The following is a 20,451-nucleotide window of genomic DNA, read 5'->3' on the forward strand; positions in this document are numbered from 1 at the left end:
CACGCGGGTGCGTTCAGTGGATGCCGGCTCCGCCATCCAGGTCGCCCGCCGCCGCCAGGTAGCGGACGACCGCGAGCACGCGGCGGTGGTCGTCGGCGGCGACGGGAAGGCCGAAGGTGTCGTAGATGTTCGAGGTGTGGTGCACCACCGCTTTCTCGGACGACCCGAGGCGCGCGGCGATGTGGCTGTTGCTGCGCCCTTCGGCCATGAGGCCGAGCACCTCGAGCTGCCGGGGCGTGAGGTCTCCGACGGGCCCGCTGAGCTTGCTCGCGCGCGCGACGAGCACGGCGACCACGTCGGGGTCGAGCACCGTGCCGCCGGCCTGCACGTGGCGCAGGTCCGCGGTGAACGCGCGCACATCCGCGATGCGCTGCTTGAGGAGGTAGCCGACGCCCCCGTCGCGCTCCCCGATGAGCTCGCTCGCGTATCGCCGCTGCACGTGCTGCGAGAGCACGACGACCGCCACCTCGGGGTGGGCTTGGCGGATGCGGAGCGCCGCGACGAGACCCTCGTCGGTGTAGCTCGGCGGCATCCGGATGTCGGTGATCACCAGGTCGGGGACGTGCCGCTCGACCTCGACCTCCAGCTCGACCGCCGTCCCGACCGAGGCGACCACCTCCAAGCCGTCGTTGGTGAGGACATGCCCGAGCCCCTCCCGCAGCAGCACCTCATCCTCACCGATCACGACTCGCATGGCAGCTCCACTCGTACTTCCGTTCCCGACCCGACGGGGGAGATCAAGGCGAAGGACCCGCCGAGGGTGTCGATGCGGTCGACGAGCCCCTTCAGCCCGGAGCCGCCCTCGAGGCGCGCGCCGCCGCGTCCGTCGTCGCGCACCGAGACGCTCAGCAGGCTTCCCGTCTGCGTGATGCGCACCTCCACCGAGCGCGCCTCCGAGTGCTTGACGGCGTTGGTGAGGGCCTCGGCGACGATGAGGTACGCCGACTGCGAGGTGGCGGAGGGCAGAGCGGCATCGTCGCCGTCGCTCACGAGCCTGGCGGGGATCTCCAGCCGGTCGACGAGGTCTTCCGCGGCCGCGGTCAGGCCGCGTTCCACGAGCGCCGACGGCAGCACGGCGTGCACGAGGCTGCGCAGGTCGGCGGCGGCGACGTCGATGCGGTGCCGCAAGGCGGTCGCCTCGGTCACGGTCGACGGATGCGCGTCGGCGGAGTTCGCGATCTGCTGCGCCTCGAGGGCGAGCAGCACGAGCTGCACCTGGAGCCCGTCGTGCAGGTCACGGGCGATGCGGCCGCGCTCGCGGTCGGCGGTCTCGACGATGCGGAGCCTCGACTGCTGCAGCGCTTCGTTGCTGGCGAGGAGCGCCGCGGTGAGTCGTTCGCGGTCGAGTGCGATGGCGAGCACGCGACCGGCCCGGCGCACGCTCTCCGGGTCGGCGATCATCCGCCCGTCGTAGCTGATGGCACCGACCAGTCGGGACTCGACGTGCACCTCCTGCCAGCGGCGCGGCTCGGACTGGGCGCGCACATCCACGTCGAGCCCGTCCTCGTCGACAAACGCCTCCCGCTCGTCCGCCCAGTACGCGACACGCAGCGAGTCGTCACCGAGGGAACGGGCGAGCGCCGGGCCGACGACCGTGCGCGCGGAGCCGGCGAGGCTGAACCAGGCGCTGAGCGCCTCCGCCTCCACTGTCTGCGCGTAACCGCCGATGAGCACACCGAGGAGGAATGCGACGGGGATGCCCGCGATGACGACCAGTTGGATGGAGCCGATCACCTCGCCCGGAGCGCCGAGGACACGCAGCACGTTGGCGGAGAGGGGAATGCTCAGCACCGCCAGGATCCCGTACAGGTACAGGGGGAGCAGCACCCGCAGGTTCTTCGGGTCGGCGGAGCGGAGGCGGCGGATGAGCAGCGCGGCGGTGACGCCCATGACGCTGAGTCCGACGGCCGCCTGCACCCAGACGGCGATGACGTGCGAGGTGGAGTCGGGCGGCAGCGCGTAGAGCGGGATCTGCAGCAGGAGCGTCACCCCGTAGCCGACGGACACCGTGGCGATGGAGAGCCGCCCCTGGAGCCGTCCGGAGGGGAACGCGAGCAGCAGGTGCACGGTCACTGAGAGGATGAGGGTGGCGAAGACGGTGCTCAGCTCGACGAGCACGGGCAGGCCGAGGTTGCCGACCCCGCCGAGGAACATCGCGATCGCGCCGACGAGCAGCAGACCGCCGACCATGCTCAGCGGCCGCTGCCACCACGCGATGACGCCGGCGGCGGTCCAGACGAAGAAGACGACGGTGAACGCGACCGGCACCCAGAACGGGGCGGGCGCATCCACGCCGACGGCGAGCTGCATGCCGCCGAGGGCGATCGCGAGCACGGCGATGAGCAGCAGGGCGGGGCGCAGCGCATCGCCTCGGTTGGCGCGCAGTCGTGTCGGCAGAGGGAGCGAGTCGGTGGAACGGGTCACGGGTCACCTCGGCTCAGGCCAAGAGATGCAGCTCGGCTTGTCCGGATTCGGTGACCGAGGACAGGCAGCTCTGCGCGCTGGGGGAGCGTGGACCGAAGCCTATCCCGGCGCGCCAGCTCGCGCCGAGTGAACTATCTCCCCGGGTGATGAACGGGGATTATTCGACGTAGTCGAGGGCGATGACGAGTTCGGCGCGCACACGCGCGTCGTCGAGGTCGAGACCGAGCAGCCCCCGCAGCTGGTCGATGCCGCGGCGCACGCTGTTGCGGTGGATCCCGAGTTCGCGACCGGTCGCGTCCCAGTGCCCGTTGGCGTGCAGCCAGGCTCGGAGCAGCGCGAGCTTCGCATCCCGCGCGACGGCGTCGAGGGCGAGCAACGGTTCGAGGCGCCGGTCGGCGAGCGCCCGGCCGGAGGCTGTGCCGATGAAGGAGTGCACGGGGGCGAGGTCGGCGCCGACGCGCACCACTCCACCGTCTTCGCGCGCGCGACGCTCGAGGGCGCGGACTTCGGCGGCGGATGCGCGCAGCTGCTCGGGTGCGACGGGCCGCCCGACGACGAAGCTCCAGCCTTCGTCGACGAGGGATGAGAGTCGTCGTTCGGTGACGTCGAGGCGAGTGATGAGCGTCACGGTGGCGTGCTCGGCGGAGATCGTGACGAGCTTCGTGTCGAAGAGGCTCCGCCAGCGGTGCAGCTCGCTGGTGCCTTTCGCGGCGGATGGTGCGCAGGCGACGACGACCCGAAGCGTCCGGGCGCGCGCATCACCGCCTGCGGCCTGCGCGAGCAGCTCGCGCCAGAGCTCGCCGTCCTGGCCGACGGTCGAGCGCGCGAAGACGTCACCCTCTTCGAGGAGCAGCGGCACGAGCAGCTGCCCGGGCGCGACGCTGCCGGAGGTGCGCTGTCGGGCGATGAGCTCGAGCATGCCGTGGGCCGTCGTGAGGAACGCGTGGGCTGTCGAGCCGGCCGGGGGAGCGGCCTCGACGAGCAGGGTGCCGAGGGACGCGCCGCCAAGGCTGCGCAGCGGGTAGATGGCGTGGCCGCTCTTGGTCGGGTCGGCGGCCTCCGCGAGGGCGCCCAGCACGGGCGCCGGCGGCACCTGTCCCGCCCGGGCGCGCACGGTTCCGCCCTGGCCGACGACGGCGGCCCACGAGTGGAGGCGTTCGGCAAGCGCCGCCGCGACGGCGGTCTCCGGCTGGTCGGCGGATGCGGCGCGCAGGAGCCTGCGGGTGGCGTCGGCGAGCGTGCGCAGCGCATCCACTCGCCGCAGCTCGGTCATCTCGGCGAAGGTGCGGGTGACCGCGACGAACGGGGTGTCGCTCGGGATGCGGATGAGGGTGAGGGCGTGCGCCCGGCACGCGTCGACGAGCGCGGGGGGAACTTCGGTGAAGACGGGGTCGATGCCGAAGCCGATCGCCACGACGCCGACCCGGACGGCCCGCTCGATGTAGCGGGCCAGGCCGGCTTCGTCGAGGCCGCGCAGGCCCACACCGGCGGTCAGCAGGAACTCGCCGCCGAGGAGGTACGGGGTCGGGTCGGGGAGGTCGCTCGAGGCGACCCAGCGGATGCTCGTGTCGAGGGATCCGTCGACGACCGCCTCGAGGTGCAGCTCGGGACGTGCGAGCAGCTGGGCGATCGTGATCTGGCCGTGCGGTGACGAGGGTGATGGCATGCGAGCTCCCGTGCATTCTGTCGCATCTTCGCGACGAACCGAGCATATCGCCCGTGTCTGCGCTTCGCGGTGCGACCATACGATGGCCACGCTCAACAGAGCTGATCGATCCCTGATCAAGAACGGAACCGTCAATGGCGACATCACCCACCACGACCGGCAGGTCCCGCACGCCGCTCGGCGCGCAGCTCCTGCGCCGCAAGCCGCTGGAGCAGCTCACCGACGAGTCGCTGACCGAGTCCGGCGAGGGCGGCCTGAAGCGCACGCTCGGCATGTGGCAGCTGACGATGATCAGCGTCGGTGCGACGCTCGGCACGGGTATCTTCGTGATCCTCGGCACCGCGGTCCCGCTCGCTGGGCCGGCTGTGTGGATCGCCTTCGCGGTCGCTGGCCTCGCGGCGCTCCTCTCCGCCCTCTCCTACGCCGAGATGGCGAGCTCCGTTCCCGTGTCCGGCTCGAGCTACTCCTACTCGTACGCGACGATGGGCGAGGGCGTCGCCTGGGTGTGCGGCTGGTGTCTCGTGCTCGAGTACGGCGTGTCCGTCGCGGCCGTCGCCGTCGGCGCCGGCCAGTACGTCAACGAGACCCTCGGTGTCTTCGGCCTCGCCCTGCCGCCGGCCCTCGCGAACCCGATCGGCCTCGACGGCGGCTTCTTCAACCTGCCCGCCGCGGCCCTCGTGATCGTCGCGATGCTGCTGCTCGTGCGCGGCGCGAAGGAGAGCGCCTGGGTCAACACGGTCATGGTCGCCATCAAGGTCATCGTGCTGCTCATCTTCGTCTTCATCGCCTTCACGGCGTTCACGACGCAGAACTTCGAACCGCTCGCCCCCATGGGCGCCGCCGGTGTCGCGGCCGCCTCGAGCCGCCTCTTCTTCTCGTACATCGGCTTCGACGCCGCCTCCACGGCGGGCGACGAGGCGAAGAACCCGCAGAAGGACCTGCCGCGGGCCATCATCCTGTCGATGATCATCGTCACGGTCGTCTACATCCTCGTCGCGGTCGCCGCCATCGGCGCGCTCCCGTGGACCGAGTTCAACGACGGCGAGGCCGCGTTCGTGCGCATCCTCACCGACATCACGGGCCAGCCGCTGCTCGCGCTCATGTTCTCGGTGGGCGCCGTCATCGCCATCGCGAGCGTCGTGCTGACCGTCTACTACGGGCAGACGCGCATCCTGTTCCGCATGTCGCGCGACGGCATGGTGCCGAAGATCTTCGGCCGCGTGCGCCCCTCGACCGGCACCCCGGTCGCTGGCACGGTCATCGTCGGGACGATCATCGCGATCGTGGCCGCGTTCATCCCGCTCGGCGAGCTGGCGGATGCGACGAGCATCGGCACCCTGTTCGCGTTCGCGCTCGTGAACCTCTCGGTCATCTACCTGCGCCGGGCACGCCCCGAGCTGCCACGCAGCTACAAGGTGCCGTTCTTCCCTGTCGTGCCGATCCTCGGCATCGTCATGTGCCTCGGCCTCATGGTCACCCTGGGCGGCACGACGTGGATGGTGTTCGGTCTGTGGATGGTCGTGGGCGTCGCCCTGTACTTCGCGTACGGTCGGAAGCACTCCATCGTCGGCGCCATGAGCGAGAACGACTACGTCAACGCGGCAACGGCCGCGACCCCCGTCATCATGAAGGAGCACAAGTGACCATCGCGACCCCGATGCCGAGCGGCCCCCAGCGCGCTGAAGGCGCATCCACGCCGCAGGACCCGCAGCCGGTGACCATGCTCAACCCGGACTTCCCGTTCAGCTACGACGAGTTCCTCGCGCACCCGGCGGGCCTCGGCTCGGTGCCGGAGCACCGCCACGGCACCGAGGTGGCCGTGGTCGGCGCCGGAGTCGCAGGTGTCGTCGCCGCGTACGAGCTCATGAAGATGGGGCTCAAGCCCGTCATCTTCGAGGCTGACAGCATCGGCGGGCGCCTGAAGACGCGCTCGTTCGACGCCGCTCCGAGCGTCATCGCCGACCTGGGTGGGATGCGCTTCCCCGAGTCGGGGCGCGCGTTCTACCACTACGTCGATCTGCTCGGGCTCGAGACGCAGGCGTTCCCCAACCCGCTCGCGGAGGTGACCCCGTCGACCGTCATCGAGCTCGCCGGGACCTCGTTCTACGCGGAGACTCCCGCCGATCTGCCCCCGTTCTTCACGGAGGTGGCCGAGGCGTGGAAGCGCGCGCTGACGGAGGAGGCCGACCTGGTCCGCATCCAGGACGCCATCCGGGCGCGTGACACCGAGACCCTGAAGGTCGCCTGGAACGAGCTGGTGGGGAAGTTCGACAACCGCTCGTTCTACGGTTTCGTGGCAGAGAGCGCGGCCTTCAGGGATCTCAGCTTCGAGCACATCGAGGCCTTCGGGCAGGTGGGCTTCGGCACGGGTGGATGGGACACCGACTTCGGCAACTCGATCCTCGAGATCCTGCGGGTCGTGTTCACGAACGCCGACGACGCGCACCGCCGCATCGTGGGTGGTGCGCAGAAGCTGCCCGTCGACCTCTGGCACCACGAGCCGACCGAGCTCGAGCACTGGCCAGAGGGCACGAGCCTCGCGAGCCTTCACGGCGGCGTGCCGCGCGGCGCGGTCGCCGCGATCAGGCGCGGCGCGAACGGCGGGGTCAGCATCACGGAGAAGTGGGGGCGCACCCAGGAGTTCGCGTCCGCCATCGTGACGTGCCAGTCGTGGCTGCTCTCGGCCCGCATCGACACCGACGAGGCGCTGTTCACGCCGGAGATGTGGACGGCCATCGAGAAGAGCCACTACATGCTCTCGTCGAAGACGTTTGTCATGGTCGACCGCCCGTTCTGGCGCGACCTCGACCCGGCGACGGGCAAGCCCGTCATGAGCATGACGCTCACCGACCGCCTGCCTCGCGCCACCTACCTGATCGACGAGGGGCCAGACAAGCCGGCGGTCATCCTGCTCTCCTACACGTGGAACGACGACGCCCTCAAGTGGCTGGCCCTCGACGCGTCGGAGCGCACGCGGCTCATGCTGCACTCGCTCGACAAGATCTACCCAGGGCTCGACATCGGCGCGCACATCGTGGGCGAGCCGATCACCGTGTCGTGGGAGGCCGACCCCAACTACATGGGCGCCTTCAAGAACAACCTGCCGGGCCACTACCGGTACCAGGAGCGCCTCTTCGGGCACTTCGTGCAGGACGAGCTCGCCGCCGAGCAGCGAGGGATCTTCCTCGCGGGCGACGACATCTCCTTCACGGCGGGCTGGGCGGAGGGCGCCGTCACGACGGCCCTCAACGCCGTATGGGGCGTCGCGAAGCACCTGGGCGGCGCATCCGCTGCCGAGAACCCTGGACCGGGGGACGTGTGGGCGGAGCTTGCTCCGGTGCGCCTCGACTAGCCTTCCCGTGTGACTGACACTGGGAACGGCTCCATAGACGCAACGCACATGTTCGGCGACGAGCCGGAGATGGTGCACTCGAGCCGCTCGGCGATCTCGACGGGCCAGCTGCCCGACTCCGACGACGTGAAGACGGCGATCGACGAGACGTACGAGCAGTTCTCGTCGGTCGACGACGGCGAGGTGCCCGACTACATCCCTGCGCTGGCGGATGCGGATCCCGACCTGTTCGGGATCTGCATCGTCTCGACGGAGGGGCAGAGCTACAGTCGCGGCGACGCGGAGCTGCTCTTCACGATCCAGTCGATCTCGAAGGCGTTCGTGTTCGCGCTCGTGCGCGAGGAGGTCGGGCACACGAAGGCGCGCGAGCTCGTGGGCGTCAACAACACGGGCCTGCCGTTCGACTCGGTCATGGCGATCGAGCTCAACGGCGGCCGCACCATGAACCCGCTGGTCAACGCGGGCGCGCTCGCGACGTCGGCCCTCGCGCCGGGGGAGACGTGGGAGGAGAAGTGGGACTTCATCCTCCGCGGCCTCTCCGGCTTCGCTGGGCGTGACCTCGAGATCGACGAGGAGGCGTTCGAGTCTGAGCGCAAGAACAACATCCGCAACCAGGGCATTGCGCGCCTGCTGCAGAGCTACGGGCACATCACGCTCGACCCGCACGAGGTGACGGAGCTGTACACGCGCCAGTGCGCGCTGCTTGTCAGCACGGAAGACCTCGCGGTCATGGGGGCGACGCTCGCCGACGGCGGGAAGAACCCGAAGACGGGCGAGCAGGTGATCGGTCAGGGAGCTTCCCGGGATGCCCTCGCTGTCATGGCCGCGAACGGGCTCTACGAGGCGAGCGGCGAATGGCTGTACGAGATCGGGATGCCCGCCAAGAGCGGCGTCTCGGGCGGTCTGGTCACGATCGCCCCGGGCAAGGGCGGGTTCGCGAGCTACTCGCCGCGCCTTGACGACGCCGGCAACAGCGTGCGCGGTATCAAGGCGGCCAGGCACCTGTCGAACGAGCTCGGCATGAACCTCTTCGCGTCTGGCACCGTCCAGGACTAGGTTCGTGGGTGTGACGACTCTCCCCGAACAGGCGCTCCCCGAGCGGGCAGCGGACGCCCCGCCGTCGACGCTGCTCGAGCATCCGACCGAGTTCCCGCACGAACCCGACCTGGTGGCACCGGACAGTCGGGTCGTGTCGACCGGCAACCTCCCGGACCCGGTGCGGGTGCGCGAGATGCTGTCTGAGACCTACGAGCGGTACCGCGACGTGCAGGACGGGCGGGTCGCTGACTACATTCCGGCGCTCGCCGAGGCTGATTCTGGTTGGTTCGGGCTGAGCCTCACCTCGGCGACGGGGCATCGTTTCTCGTTCGGGGATGCGCAGCTGCCGTTCTCGATCCAGTCGATCTCGAAGGCGTTCGTGTACGCGCTGGTCGTGCAGGAGCTGGGCCACGTGGAGGCGCGGGAACGCATCGGCGTGAACAACACCGGTTTGCCATTCAACTCGGTGATGGCGATCGAGCTGAACGGTGGGCGCACCATGAACCCGCTCGTGAACGCGGGCGCGCTGGCGACGACGTCGCTGGTGCCCGGCACGACGTGGGATGAGAAGTGGGCGTTCATCCACGAGGGCCTGTCGAAGTTCGCCGGGCGCACGCTCGAGATCGACGAGCGCGTCTACGAGTCGGAGATGCAGACGAACACCCGCAACCGGGGTATCGCGAGGCTGCTGGAGAGCTACGGGCACATCTCGCTCGACCCCATCCAGGTCACGGAGCTGTACACGCGCCAGTGCTCGCTGCTGATCACCGCTGAGGACCTCGCGACGATGGGCGCGACGCTCGCCGACGGCGGCGACTGCCCCATCACTGGCGTCGACGTGGTCGACCCGTCCGTGAGCCGCGACGTCCTATCGGTGATGGCGACGAACGGCATGTACGAGGCGAGCGGCGACTGGCTGTTCGAGGTGGGCATGCCCGGCAAGAGCGGCGTCTCCGGCGGCATCGTCACGATCGCGCCCGGCAAGGGCTCGCTCGCGACGTTCTCCCCGCCACTGGATGCGGCCGGCAACAGCGTGCGCGGCATCCGTGCGACGAGGCACCTGTCGAACAAGCTCGGGCTGAACCTCTTCGCGTCGACCGTGCAGTAGCTGGTCTCTGCGGTGCGCGCCGCGGCGCCCTCGCGGTGCGCCCGCGCTCGCGCTCGCGCCCGTCCAGCCCATCGCTGCCCGGCGTTTCGCCCCCTGGAGTAGCTCCCAGGGGGTGAAACGCCGGGCAGCGATGCTGTGCAGTGCGTGGCCGCTTTCTCGGAGTTCCGAGGCCGGCGCGTGTATGTGGACTCGACGGCGCCCGGCAGAGGCTGGGGCGTGCCTAGCCGGTGCTAGATTCGGGCGCACGGGGGATGGGGGTCTTCATGAGTGTGCGCAGTCGGGCTTTTCTGCCTGGTCTTAGCTGGTACGCGTCGAGTTTTGCGGCGCAGTTCGTGGCGTTCCTTGTGACGTTCGCGGTGCTGGTGCTCTGGGGCGTGTGGGGGACAACGCCGGAGGACGGCATTCGCCCGGTGGCGCCTGGCCAGTTCCTGCTGCCGGTCCTCGCGGTCGGTTTCGCGGAGCTCGCGGCGTGGCTGGTCGGCGGGGTAAGGGACGCACGCTGGAGCGTGCTGTACGCGCTGCTCGGGTCGCTCGTCGGCTGCGTCGTCGTGGCGGTTGGCACGTTCATCGCCGACTTCGGCCTCACACTTGAGGTGTTGAGCGTGCCAGCCACATCCGCGCTCGCCTGGGTGTGGTTCGGTGTTCCGCTCTGGTGCGCGATCACAGCGCTCAGCCTGGAGGCCCTCGTGGGGTTCGGCTGGCTGTCGCGCCCGGGCTACGTCGGCTACCTGCCGCGGCTTCGGCGGCGCGCAGCGGAAGAGGTCAGCTGACCGAACCAACCGGCGAGGTGAGGCTTGCGCTCCGCGGGTGCTGGGGTGGCCTCTGCTCGGTTCGCATCATGAGCTGCCGGTGGTGTCGTTATCCTCTGCTGCCCGTGTGGTGCTGATGGGCCGGTGGTTTGCGGCGCATCGTGAGCGGGCGGGTCGAACTTGCGGATGGCGCTCCGCCGGGGTGCGGACTGCTCGCTCGGAGTGGTGAGCGGGGCAGCTTCACTCAGGACTGCGATTCCTCCGGAGGTCAAGTGGTACTCGCACGTCCTTGCATCGTTCTGACACGGCATCCCGCTCCGTGTGCGTGCACCGCAGATTTCCATGGTCCCCCAACCGTCGCGGGGACTCTAGCTGAATTCCACCATTGCCCGGGGGATCTCTCCACAGGGGCCAGCACCCGCCATCAGGCTGCATGTCGGGATTCGGTCGCCGGTGCGGGGTGGAGCGGGTTTCCGCCCCGATCGTCCACAGCTGCGGCGAGCGACAGTCGCGGCCAGCGGTCGGCGTTGCCCTACGCGTCGATGTCGGCGCGCTCGGCAGCGGGGATTGTGCGGAGGCCGGTGGTGTCGAGGGAGTGGCGCTTGTCGCGGCGCTCGACCGAGACGCCAAGCGCCGTCAGCGCCATGCCGAGGACGGCGAGGACAACGCCGACCCAGCCGGGCGCGAGGTAGCCGAGGCCGCCCGCGATGACGAGGCCGCCGAGCCAGGCGCCGAGGCTGTTGCCGACGTTGAAGGCGGCGTGGTTGATGGCGGCGCCGAGCAGCGCGGCCTCGTCGGCAATGCGCACGAGGCGCGACTGGATGGCAGGGAGGAGCGACGACGAGGTGAGGCCGAGGAAGAACACGGCGATGAAGAGGCCGACAGGGTTCGAGGCGATGAGGCTGTAGAACACGAGTGAGGCGATGAACGAGGCGAAGCCGACGAACATCGTGCGCGTGAGGTTGCGGTCTGCGGCCCAGCCGCCGATGAGGTTGCCGAGGGTCATACCCACGCCGAGGGTTGCGAGCACCCAGGGCACGATGCCGGGGCCGAGGCCCGTCTCACGGGTCGTGACCTCTGCGATGTACGAGTAGACGGCGAAGAACCCGCCGAAGCCGATCGCGCCGACGGCGACCATGATCCAGAGGCGTGGGTTCTTGAAGGCGATGAGCTCTTTCATGGCGCTGCGCTCTGGGTTGCCCGGGTAGCGGGGCACGAAGAAGAAGACGAGCAGGAACGTGACGAAGAAGATGGCGGCGACGAGGATGTACGCGTAGCGCCAGCCGCTGGCCTGGCCGAGCCAGGTCGCCAGGGGCACGCCGAAGATGTTAGCGATCGTGAGGCCGGAGAGCGCGAGCGCGACGCCCTGCCCCTGCTTCCCTGGGCCCATGATGCGGGCCGCGAGCAGCGAGGCGACGCCGAAGTACGCGCCGTGGGGGAGCGCGGCGATGAACCGCATGACGGCAGTGGTGCCGAAGTCGGGCATCAGCGCAGATGCGGCGGAGGCAACGATGAAGATGCCGAGCAGCCAGAAGGCGAGCTTCGTCTGCGACATGCGTGCCGCGAGCACCGCGAAGACCGGGGCGCCGACGACGACGCCGAGGGCGTAGGCGGAGATGAGGATGCCCGCCTGCGCGATGACCGCATCCGGGTTCTGCTCGAAGCCGGGCAGCAGCTCGCGCGCGATGTCGGGCAGCAGGCCCATCGTGGCGAACTCGGTGACGCCGATGCCGAAGCCTCCGAGCGCGAGCGCGAAGAGGGCGATTCCGCGCCGGAAGGGGGTGAGTTCGGGCATGACCTGCATGTTGCGGACCTCTGCTTCTGAGATAGGGGACTGGGTTCGCAACACTGCGCAGGTACCAGGCTATTCCCAGGAAGCAGATTGTGCGAACAATCGGCCGAGTGGATGTGGTGCGGCTCGCGGCGGGGTCGGCCCCAGTTACGCGCGGGTCGCGAGGAACGCCGCGTGCACGCGCAGGTGCCGAAGCCCCAAAAGGAGCGCCGCTCCGGTCAGCACGATCGAGAACCACGCGACGCCCGTGTAGCCCAGGTGTTCGGCGGCGACGAGCGAGAGTGCCGATGCGAGGAACGACGCGAGCTGCGCGATCGACACGATGAGCGTGAAGTCGGTGCCGGCTGTGGCGGGGCGGGCGTAGTCCATGGAGACGGTGAGCATGACCGTGCTGAGGGCCGTGTACGCGAACATGACGAGGCCGATCGCGAGGGCCGTCCCCGCGAAGGGGGCGCCGCCGAACGCGATGAGGATGAAGGGGACGGTCGCGACGAGCATCGAGCTGCCCGTGACGGCGAGGGTGCGCGAGCGGCCGAAGCGGCGGATGAGGACGCCGCCGATGAGTCCTCCCGCGATGCCGGCGACGCCGATGATGACCCCGTTGAGGGTGCCGATCTCGGTTTCATTCCACCCCGCATCCACGAGTGCCGCGCTGATGAGCGAGGAGAGCACGGTGATGCCGCACAGGGAGAGGGGCGAGACGGCGAGGGCCCAGGTGGGTGCGCCTGGCTGTTTGAGGACGTTGCCGAGGGCGCGGAACGCCTGCCCGAGGGTCGGCTGCACGCGGCCCGCGTCGCGTGCTGGTTCCCGGTAGAGGGCGAGGGTGATGAGCGGGAGTGCGGTGATGACGGCGAGGAAGAGGATCGCGGGCGTCCAGCCGGCGACGCCGTAGATGATGAGTGTGACGCCGCCGCCGAGGAGGTTGCCGAGGTAGCCGCCCATGACCTGGATGCCATTGACGATGCGCGGGCCTGTCCATGCATGGCGCGGATCGCGAGGGCGTCGCTGGCCGTGTCCTGGGTCGCGGAGAGGAAGGCGACGAGGACCGCGAGGACCACGATGGGCCCGAGGTCGGTGAGGTCGCCGAACGGGAGCATCGCGAGGATCGTCAGCACCATGAGGGGCTGCAGCACGAGGATCCAGCCGCGGTAGTGGCCGAAGCGTGCCGAGCCCCAGCGGTCGAGGATGGGCGCCCAGAGGAACTTGATGGGCCAGATGATGCCGACGAGCGAGATGAGGCCAAGCTGGTCGAGCGGCGTGCCGTTGCCGCGCAGGATCACGATGAGCGCGCTCGCGAGGAACCCGATACCTACGTACTGGGTGACGTAGAGGCCCGTGATGAGCGGGTAGCTGCCACGTGGGGCCGGCGGGGATACCGCGGCCTTGGTCGGCAGCACCTGGCTCGTGCCGGTGCTTGGAACGTGGCTCGGCGGTTGCGGCTCAGTGATCAATCGCGTGCTCCTGTCGTGCCCCCGCGCCGAGCGTAGTCAGGGGTCGACGGGCCGCTAAGGGGTCGGCGAGAAGTTGGCCGAAGAGCGACAGTTCAGGCGTTGTTGCACCTGCCTGGCGGGGACCTCCGTCTCAGCGGGGCCCGGCGACGGTGATGCCGGGCGCGAACCGGTAGGGCGCGGCGACAAGTACGTCCCCGAGGTGGCGGCGCAGGCGGCTGATCTCCGCTCGCACGGTCACGTCGTGTTCCGGCGTCCCGTAGATGCGTGTGGAGAGCTCGGGTGCCGTAAGTCCCCTTGGTGTTGCTGCCAGGAGGAAGAGGATGTCGGCCTGGCGGGAGGGGATGCGCACCTCGCGCGAGCCGGTTGGGGTTCGGAGTTCGACAAGCGCTCCCGTGCCGGTGGCCGACAGGGTGAGCGTGGTCTCGGGCGGCGCATCCGCGTGCCTCTTGGATGAGCGTGCCGGGCCGAGCAGGAATCCGCGGTCGAGGCCTGTGACCAGCACTTCGCCTGATGGGGTGGTCCAGGTGTCACCGGCTTGAACGTCGCGGGGGAGCGGGACGCGGGAGCTGACGTCGACGCCGTGTGACGCGGCAACCCAGCCCCATTCGTCGACGACGGCCCACGGGTGGTCGAGTTCGCGGGTGGCGCTGAAGCTCGCCGCTCGCAGCTCGGCGATGTCGCGGTGGTGGCGCTCGCGGAGGTCTTGTGTTGCTGCCTGGGCGAGGAGGGAGATGAGGCCGAGGGACATGGGGTGCGCGTCGGCGACTTCGAAGGAGAGGTCGACGGTGCCGAGGGTTCGGCCGTTTCTGGGGTCGCGGACGGGGGCTGCAGTGCAACTCCAGAGGTGCTGCGAGCGGGAGTAGTGTTCGGCGCCGTGCACCTGCACTGGGCGGCGGGCGGCGAGGGCCGTGCCGATGGCGTTTGTTCCGATGCTGTTCTCGCCCCACGCTGCGCCTTCGACGAACCCGAGCTCGTCGGCGCGGGACAGCATCTGCGTGCCGCCGCTTCGGGCGACGATGCGGCCGTGGCGGTCGCTGACGACGAGGACGGCGGTGTCGTCGCGGAGCAGAGTCGAGAGGTGGCCGAGGTTCGCGCGGATGAGCGACGTCAGCAGGAATGCGTCGGAGTCCAGTTCGCTCGTCGCGGAAGCGGCAGTGGATTCCGAGCCTGTTTGCTTCGCGCTCGCGGGCCCGCGGGTCGGGCGGATTCCGCGGCGGCGAAGCCGAGCCCACGAGTCGGCGATGATGTCGCGTGGATGCGCGGGGGCCTGCTTTCCGGAGAACTCCGCGTCGTAGACGTCGCTGAGGAGCCGCGAGTACGACGTGAGGTCGTGAGTGGAGGGGAACGCCGTTTCGAGGGGGAGCGTCATGCCGTCGCCTTTCTGGCGGACCGGCTCGCGTCGTTGCGTCTGCTGGCATCGTGCTGGAGTCGGGGCGCCAGGAGTCGATTCAACCCCATTCGCGTGCGGGTTGCCTGGAGGGGGTCGGGGGTTGCCGAGGGTTGCGTGGGGTGTCGTCCGGCGGGGTGCCGCGGGGGAGCCGAGTCGAACATCCGGTGCCTTCGCGGTTGGCGTGGATGCGCGCCTACTGTGGCGTCGTTCAGCGGTCGCAGGCGGAGCCTGCTTGGCCGCACCTCGAGTTAGGAGTTGTCATGACCGACACACAGGTCGCGCTTGTCACCGGAGCAGGTCAGGGAATTGGGCGCGGGATTGCGCTGAAGCTGGCTGCGGATGGCTACGACATCGTGGTTGCCGACCTCGACTTCCAGGCGGAGAAGGCTGCCGGGGTTGTCGCCGAGATCGAAGCGCTGGGTCGTCGCGCCGTGTTCGTGGCGGCGGATGTGTCGAAGAAGGCAGACGTCGAGGCTGCGGTCGCGACGGCGGTTGAGAAGCTCGGCGGGTTCGACGTGATCGTCAACAACGCCGGTATCGCGCAGGTGAAGCCGATCCTCGACATCACGGAGGAGGAGCTCAACAAGATCTTCCAGATCAACGTGAACTCGGTTGTGTACGGCATCCAGGCTGCCGCGGAGTCTTTCATTGAGCGGGGCGTGAAGGGGCGCATCATCTCGGCGGCATCGATCGCGGCCATCAAGGGCTTCCCGATCCTCGGCGCGTACTCGGCGTCGAAGTTCGCCGTACGTGGCCTCACGCAGGTTGCTGCGCAGGAGCTCGCGACGCACGGCATCACGGTCAACGCGTACGGCCCCGGCATCGTCGGGACGGGCATGTGGGAGCTCATCGACAGCGAGCTGTCGAAGATCAACGGCAAGCCGCTCGGCCAGAACCTGAAGGAGAACGTCGAGTCGATCCAGCTCGGCCGCATCGAGACGCCAGAGGACGTCGCTGGCGTGGTCTCGTTCTTCGCGAGCCCCAACGCGGGTTACGTCACCGGCCAGGTGCTGCTCGTCGACGGCGGGATGCTCTACAACTAGCGGCGGAGGCTCCGCGCGCCACTTCGCCCCTCGCGACACGACGGCGACACGGTGGTGCGCGGAGTCCCCAGGTTCCGCTAGGATGGTCGAGTTGTCCTCGCGGAGAACACAAGCCACGGGCTGTGGCGCAGCTTGGTAGCGCACTTGACTGGGGGTCAAGGGGTCGCAGGTTCAAATCCTGTCAGCCCGACCATGTGATGTCGCAAGACGTAGAAATAGCTCGAACCTGCAATGCAGGTTCGAGCTATTTCGTTTTTCTGGCCGGTCCCTGGGGTTGCCGGTGGCTCGGTAGTCCTTGCCGAGATCGATGGTGAGCTCGCGCAGGACTTCGCCGGTGGCGGCGTTGATGACCGTCACATCCAGGTCCTGGATGAGAAGTTTCATGTGGGTTCGGGCGAGGGCATCGTCTGATGCCGCAACCTCGTCGGCATGCGCTAGTTCTTCGGGAACCTCGCGCGCAATGCTTCCATGCTCTGCTGCGCACTTCGCCGCACATCGATTTCGGGATCCTTCAGCAGCGGGCGCAGGCGATCCACGTCCTCGAGCGCGCCTACAGCGCCCAGTGACCTCGCGGCTGCCGACCGCACTCGAGCGACACTGTCGCCGAGCAGTTCGGCCAGTTCGGATGCTGCCGGGAGCACGCGCGCTGCGACAACCCTCGCTCCCATCTCACGGACGCGCCACGCCGGGTTACCGAGCGTGCCGATCACCGCAGGCGCCGCCGACTCATCCCAGACATACAGCAACGCTCGGGTGCCCCAGAGCTCGGGCCAGTAGAGCACAGGCGCACCATCGAGGATCCCCTGCGCGTGATCGCCACCGACGAAGAGCAGAAGGTCGTCGCCTTCGTCATGCCCCTTGATGAGGCCAAGCACTCGCTCAACGAACTCGGACTGGCCGTACCGCTCGACCGCCGCCGCCAACCGCTGCTCAAGCGGGAGGTCGACAGGAACGGGCGCAGGAACTGAAGAGGGCATGTCAGGCATCACCTCACCCTACGCCGACCGCGCTCAGGTCAGGTGCCCGCGAGGCGCCTTCCCGCGTCGAACTCAAGATCCGCCCGCCGCATCCGCATCCGCCGCCAGCTTCTTCTGCACTGCGAACTGCGTCCGGTGCAACTCCTCGTACCGCCCAGCCGCGGCGAGCAGCTCCTCGTGCGTGCCGCGCTCCACGATCGAGCCGTCCTCAACCACGAGGATCATGTCAGCGCTGCGGATCGTGGACAGGCGGTGGGCGATCACCATCGCCGTCCGCCCCTCGAGCGCCTCGCTCAGCGCCGCCTGCACGGCCGCCTCCGACGTCGAGTCAAGCGCTGCCGTCGCCTCATCGAGGATGACAACCCGCGGCTGGGCCAGCAGGAGCCTCGCGATCGTCATCCGCTGACGCTCACCGCCCGACAGCCGGTAGCCGCGCTCGCCCACCATGGTGTCCAGCTGGTCAGGCAGCGACCGGATGAGCGGCTCGAGCCGTGCACGGCGCACCGCATCCCACACCTCATCGTCAGACGCCTCCGGCCTCGCGAGCTTCAAATTGGAGAGGATCGTCTCGTGGAACAGGTGGCCATCCTGCGTCACCATGCCAAGCGTGTGCCGCATCGAGGCGAAGGTGACGTTGCGAACGTCCGTCCCCGCAAGGCGCACAGCGCCGCTGTCGACGTCGTAGAGGCGCGACAGGAGCTGCGCGATCGTCGACTTGCCGGCACCCGACGTGCCGACGAGGGCGACGGTCTGCCCAGGCTCGATCCGGAAGGACACACCGTGCAGCACCTCCTCGCCGCCACGCGTATCCAGCGTCGACACCTCCTCGAGGGAAGCGAGCGACACCTTGTCCGCGGACGGGTACCCGAAGTGCACATCGTCGAACTCGACGGACACCGGGCCCTCGGGAACGACCTTGGCGTCTGGCTTCTCCTTGATGAGCGGCTCGAGATCCAGCACCTCGAAGACGCGCTCGAAGCTGACCACCGCGCTCATGATCTCCACGCGAGCGTTCGCGAGGCTCGTGAGCGGCGCGTAGAGGCGGGTGAGGAGCAGTGCCAGGGTCACCACGTCACCGGTCTCCAGCTGGCCGCCGAGCGCGAGGGCACCACCGAGTCCGTACACGAGCGCGAGGGCCAGCGCTGAGACGAGCATCAGCGCGGTGAAGAAGACGAACTGCAGCATCGCGGTGCGGACCCCGATGTCGCGGACCCGGGCCGCGCGGACGCGGAACTCCTCGGCTTCCTCGTCGGGCCGGCCGAACAGCTTGACGAGCGTGGCGCCGGGCGCCGAGAAGCGCTCCGTCATCTGCGTGCTCATGGCCGAGTTGTGGTCGGCGGCCTCGCGGCGCAGCGCGGCCAGGCGACTGCCCATGCGCCGCGCGGGGATCAGGAAGATGGGCAGCATGATGACGGCGAGCACCGTCACGAGCCAGGACGTGCTGAGCATGACGATGAGCGTCAGGATGAGCGCCACCAGGTTCGTGACCACGCCCGACAGTGTGCCGCTGAAGGCCTGCTGAGCACCGATCACATCGTTGTTGAGGCGGCTCACGAGGGCGCCCGTCCTCGTGCGGGTGAAGAACGCGATCGGCATCTTCTGCACATGGTTGAAGACGGCGGTGCGGAGGTCCAGGATCACGCCTTCGCCGATCCTCGCCGAGTACCAGCGCGTCACGAGCGACACGCCCGCGTCCGCGACGGCGACGATGGCGATGAGGACCGCGAGCCAGACGATCGTGCTGAGAGCGCCCTTGGCGACGATGACGTCGACCACCTGCCCGGCGAGCACGGGCGTCGCGACCGCGAGAAACGCACCCACGATGGAGAGGCCGATGAAGAGCACCAGCTTCGACCGGTAGGGCACCGCGAACGTCAGGATGCGCCGCACCGACTCACGCGAGAAGCCGTGCTTCCCATCCCTCGCGGACGAGATCTTGTAGAGCGAACTCCAGGCCGCGCCTTCCATGCTCATAGCGGTTCCTTCCCCTAGGCAGGAGGCTCAGCCTAGATCGCGGTTTGCCCGCGTTTGCCGTTGTCCGCCAGGGGCGAAGGACGTTCGATGTAGGTAATCCACACCTGCTTGGAGTCGGCCTCGACAGATGCGTCTAGGGCGAGTCGCTGCTCGGGACGCGCGGGAAATCGGGGAGAAGGAGTGCTCGGCGAGGTCTCCGTTCCACGCCGCCTGCACGGAGACCCACTCGGCGATCGCGACGCCGCCGACGGTCAGGCGCGATGCATCGCGACCGCTCGAACCGGGGACCCGTCGAGGCCCGTGAACGGCAGCGGCAGCGCCGAGATCCAGGGGTCGCGCGCTGGGTCGACGGCCGGCAGGTTCGTCAGGTTCTCGATGATGACGCCGCCGGCGCCCAGAAAGACCTCGTGGAACGGCAGCTCGGCAGACTCGGCAGTCGGGTCCGTGCGGTCCGGACTGAGGGTGTCGACACCGACGACCGTCACGCCCGCAGCACGCAGCCGCTCGGCGATCGCGACGTCGAGGTAGGGATGCTCGAGGTAGTCCGGCTGCCCGAACCGCGCTGACCAGTCCGTTCTGAAGACGACGATCGCGCCAGGCTGCACCGCATCGAGCTGCGAGGCGACCTCGGCGAGCGCGATCCGACGCGAGGGAGCCGCAATTGCCGTCACGTCGACGAGGTGCAGCGGCGCGACGAGCCGAGCGAGGTCGAGGCTGTCGACGGTGTCTCCGCCGGCGATCGAATGCGAGGGTGCATCCAGGTGCGTGCCCGCGTGCGTGCCGAGCTGAAGACCATGGACGACGACCCCGTGCTCGGCCAGCGAGGTGGCGGGCGCGATCCGCACCTCCGGGTCGCCGGGGTAGATCTGCATCCCAGAGGCGAGCGGATGCGTGAGGTCGACGAGCTTCCGATGCGGTTGCGACATGGGGCCACCTTAGGCACCGACGGCCGTCCCGCGAGGCGCTGCGCCTTCCGCGGCCGGCACGGGTTGCGTGCGCGTGGGAGGCTTGGCGCATGGACTTGGAGGTGTCGCGCTCGCTCACGATTCCGGCCGCGGAGCTCGGCTGGCGGTTCTCGCGATCCTCAGGGCCGGGCGGGCAGCATGTCAACACCACCGACAGTCGCGTCGAGCTCTCCTGGAACATCAGCGAATCCCTGGTGCTGACCGATGACCGGCGCCGGATGCTCCTGGATCGCCTCGGGAAGCGCCTCGTCGACGGCGTGCTCACGGTTGCCTCCTCTGAACGGCGCTCGCAGCTCCGCAACCGGGAGGCGGCGCTCGAGAAGCTCGCGAACCTCGTGCGCGAAGGCCTCGCCCCGCCCGGACCGAAGCGTCGGGCGACGAAGCCGACGAAGGGCTCGCAGCGGCGGAGGCTCGAATCGAAGGGCCAGCGCTCCGCGACCAAGGCGCAACGCAGGCGTCCGGCCGCCGACTAAGACGGCGACCGAAGCCCACGGTCGTCCGGGCGAATCGCCCCTCAAGAAC

17 protein-coding genes, 1 tRNA gene and 1 pseudogene are annotated in these 20,451 nt (G+C 69.1%); 8 read left to right on the forward strand and 11 right to left on the reverse strand.

Annotated elements, in window-relative coordinates; genetic code table 11:
* Positions 1 to 13: 13 nt before the first annotated feature.
* The 3 genes from ABVF28_RS12955 to ABVF28_RS12965 all read right to left on the reverse strand — a co-directional run bounded on the left by ABVF28_RS12955 (position 14) and on the right by ABVF28_RS12965 (position 4,090).
* Entirely contained in the window at positions 14 to 694 is a 681-nt protein-coding gene (locus tag ABVF28_RS12955) for a response regulator (protein WP_371030774.1), read from the reverse strand.
* Positions 682 to 2,424: a sensor histidine kinase gene (locus tag ABVF28_RS12960; RefSeq protein ID WP_371030775.1), complete on the reverse strand. Its 1,743-nt coding sequence runs from the start codon at positions 2,422 to 2,424 to the stop codon at positions 682 to 684. Before ABVF28_RS12960 ends, ABVF28_RS12955 begins: the two co-directional genes overlap by 13 nt.
* 157 nt (positions 2,425 to 2,581) lie before the next feature.
* Positions 2,582 to 4,090 (reverse strand): PucR family transcriptional regulator ligand-binding domain-containing protein, encoded by a 1,509-nt coding sequence (locus ABVF28_RS12965; RefSeq protein ID WP_371030776.1) that lies wholly within the window; start codon positions 4,088 to 4,090, stop codon positions 2,582 to 2,584.
* Between the two features lie 134 nt (positions 4,091 to 4,224).
* Between ABVF28_RS12965 and ABVF28_RS12970 the strand changes: the two genes are divergently transcribed.
* From ABVF28_RS12970 to ABVF28_RS12990, 5 genes are all read left to right on the forward strand, one after another.
* Positions 4,225 to 5,733: an amino acid permease gene (locus ABVF28_RS12970; RefSeq protein ID WP_371030777.1), complete on the forward strand. Its 1,509-nt coding sequence runs from the start codon at positions 4,225 to 4,227 to the stop codon at positions 5,731 to 5,733.
* A complete protein-coding gene (locus tag ABVF28_RS12975; RefSeq protein WP_371030778.1) occupies positions 5,730 to 7,442 on the forward strand; it encodes a flavin monoamine oxidase family protein in 1,713 nt (570 codons plus the stop codon). Before ABVF28_RS12970 ends, ABVF28_RS12975 begins: the two co-directional genes overlap by 4 nt.
* A gap of 9 nt (positions 7,443 to 7,451) precedes the next feature.
* Positions 7,452 to 8,498 carry a glutaminase A gene (gene glsA, locus ABVF28_RS12980; protein WP_371030779.1) on the forward strand — a complete coding sequence of 349 codons (1,047 nt, stop codon included), beginning with the start codon at positions 7,452 to 7,454 and terminating at the stop codon, positions 8,496 to 8,498.
* 109 nt (positions 8,499 to 8,607) lie between these two features.
* The gene (glsA, locus tag ABVF28_RS12985) at positions 8,608 to 9,588 is read left to right on the forward strand and encodes a glutaminase A (protein ID WP_371030793.1); all 981 of its coding nucleotides are present in this window, start codon (positions 8,608 to 8,610) and stop codon (positions 9,586 to 9,588) included.
* Positions 9,589 to 9,920: 332 nt separating this feature from the next.
* A complete protein-coding gene (locus ABVF28_RS12990; RefSeq protein ID WP_371030780.1) occupies positions 9,921 to 10,358 on the forward strand; it encodes a hypothetical protein in 438 nt (145 codons plus the stop codon).
* 511 nt (positions 10,359 to 10,869) lie between these two features.
* Here the strand turns inward: ABVF28_RS12990 and ABVF28_RS12995 are convergent.
* The 4 genes and pseudogenes from ABVF28_RS12995 to ABVF28_RS13010 form a co-directional block, all read right to left on the reverse strand.
* Complete coding sequence (locus ABVF28_RS12995) at positions 10,870 to 12,132, reverse strand: MFS transporter (protein WP_371030781.1); 1,263 nt, start codon at positions 12,130 to 12,132, stop codon at positions 10,870 to 10,872.
* Positions 12,133 to 12,276: 144 nt separating this feature from the next.
* Positions 12,277 to 13,344, reverse strand: a complete 1,068-nt coding sequence (locus ABVF28_RS13000) for an MFS transporter (RefSeq protein ID WP_371030794.1) — start codon at positions 13,342 to 13,344, stop codon at positions 12,277 to 12,279.
* Positions 13,242 to 13,526: pseudogene (locus tag ABVF28_RS13005) on the reverse strand (MFS transporter); the annotation flags it as partial. The gene ABVF28_RS13000 and the pseudogene ABVF28_RS13005, both read right to left, overlap by 103 nt.
* A gap of 184 nt (positions 13,527 to 13,710) precedes the next feature.
* Entirely contained in the window at positions 13,711 to 14,949 is a 1,239-nt protein-coding gene (locus tag ABVF28_RS13010; protein ID WP_371030782.1) for a hypothetical protein, read from the reverse strand.
* A 281-nt stretch (positions 14,950 to 15,230) separates the two neighbouring features.
* Between ABVF28_RS13010 and ABVF28_RS13015 the strand changes: the two genes are divergently transcribed.
* Together ABVF28_RS13015 and ABVF28_RS13020 are read left to right on the forward strand one after the other, a co-directional pair.
* Positions 15,231 to 16,013: an acetoin reductase gene (locus ABVF28_RS13015; protein WP_371030783.1), complete on the forward strand. Its 783-nt coding sequence runs from the start codon at positions 15,231 to 15,233 to the stop codon at positions 16,011 to 16,013.
* A gap of 116 nt (positions 16,014 to 16,129) precedes the next feature.
* Positions 16,130 to 16,206: transfer RNA gene (locus ABVF28_RS13020), tRNA-Pro, on the forward strand.
* On the opposite strand, the gene ABVF28_RS13025 is transcribed toward ABVF28_RS13020, so the two are convergent.
* From ABVF28_RS13025 to ABVF28_RS13040, 4 genes are all read right to left on the reverse strand, one after another.
* The gene (locus ABVF28_RS13025; protein ID WP_371030784.1) at positions 16,185 to 16,397 is read right to left on the reverse strand and encodes a hypothetical protein; all 213 of its coding nucleotides are present in this window, start codon (positions 16,395 to 16,397) and stop codon (positions 16,185 to 16,187) included. The genes ABVF28_RS13020 and ABVF28_RS13025 overlap by 22 nt on opposite strands.
* A gap of 50 nt (positions 16,398 to 16,447) precedes the next feature.
* On the reverse strand, positions 16,448 to 16,990 hold the full coding sequence (locus ABVF28_RS13030) for a HEAT repeat domain-containing protein (protein ID WP_371030785.1): 543 nt from the start codon (positions 16,988 to 16,990) through the stop codon (positions 16,448 to 16,450).
* Positions 16,991 to 17,062: 72 nt separating this feature from the next.
* Positions 17,063 to 18,964, reverse strand: a complete 1,902-nt coding sequence (locus tag ABVF28_RS13035) for an ABC transporter ATP-binding protein (protein WP_371030786.1) — start codon at positions 18,962 to 18,964, stop codon at positions 17,063 to 17,065.
* A gap of 251 nt (positions 18,965 to 19,215) precedes the next feature.
* Complete coding sequence (locus ABVF28_RS13040) at positions 19,216 to 19,890, reverse strand: cyclase family protein (RefSeq protein ID WP_371030787.1); 675 nt, start codon at positions 19,888 to 19,890, stop codon at positions 19,216 to 19,218.
* 89 nt (positions 19,891 to 19,979) lie between these two features.
* On the opposite strand from ABVF28_RS13040, the gene arfB reads away from it, so the two are divergent.
* Positions 19,980 to 20,402, forward strand: coding sequence for an alternative ribosome rescue aminoacyl-tRNA hydrolase ArfB (arfB, locus tag ABVF28_RS13045; RefSeq protein WP_104311626.1), 423 nt, complete (start codon positions 19,980 to 19,982; stop codon positions 20,400 to 20,402).
* The last annotated feature ends 49 nt before the right edge of the window (positions 20,403 to 20,451 follow it).

The sequence above is a fragment of the Pseudoclavibacter sp. JSM 162008 genome (assembly GCF_041366455.1).
Classification (GTDB): domain Bacteria; phylum Actinomycetota; class Actinomycetes; order Actinomycetales; family Microbacteriaceae; genus Pseudoclavibacter.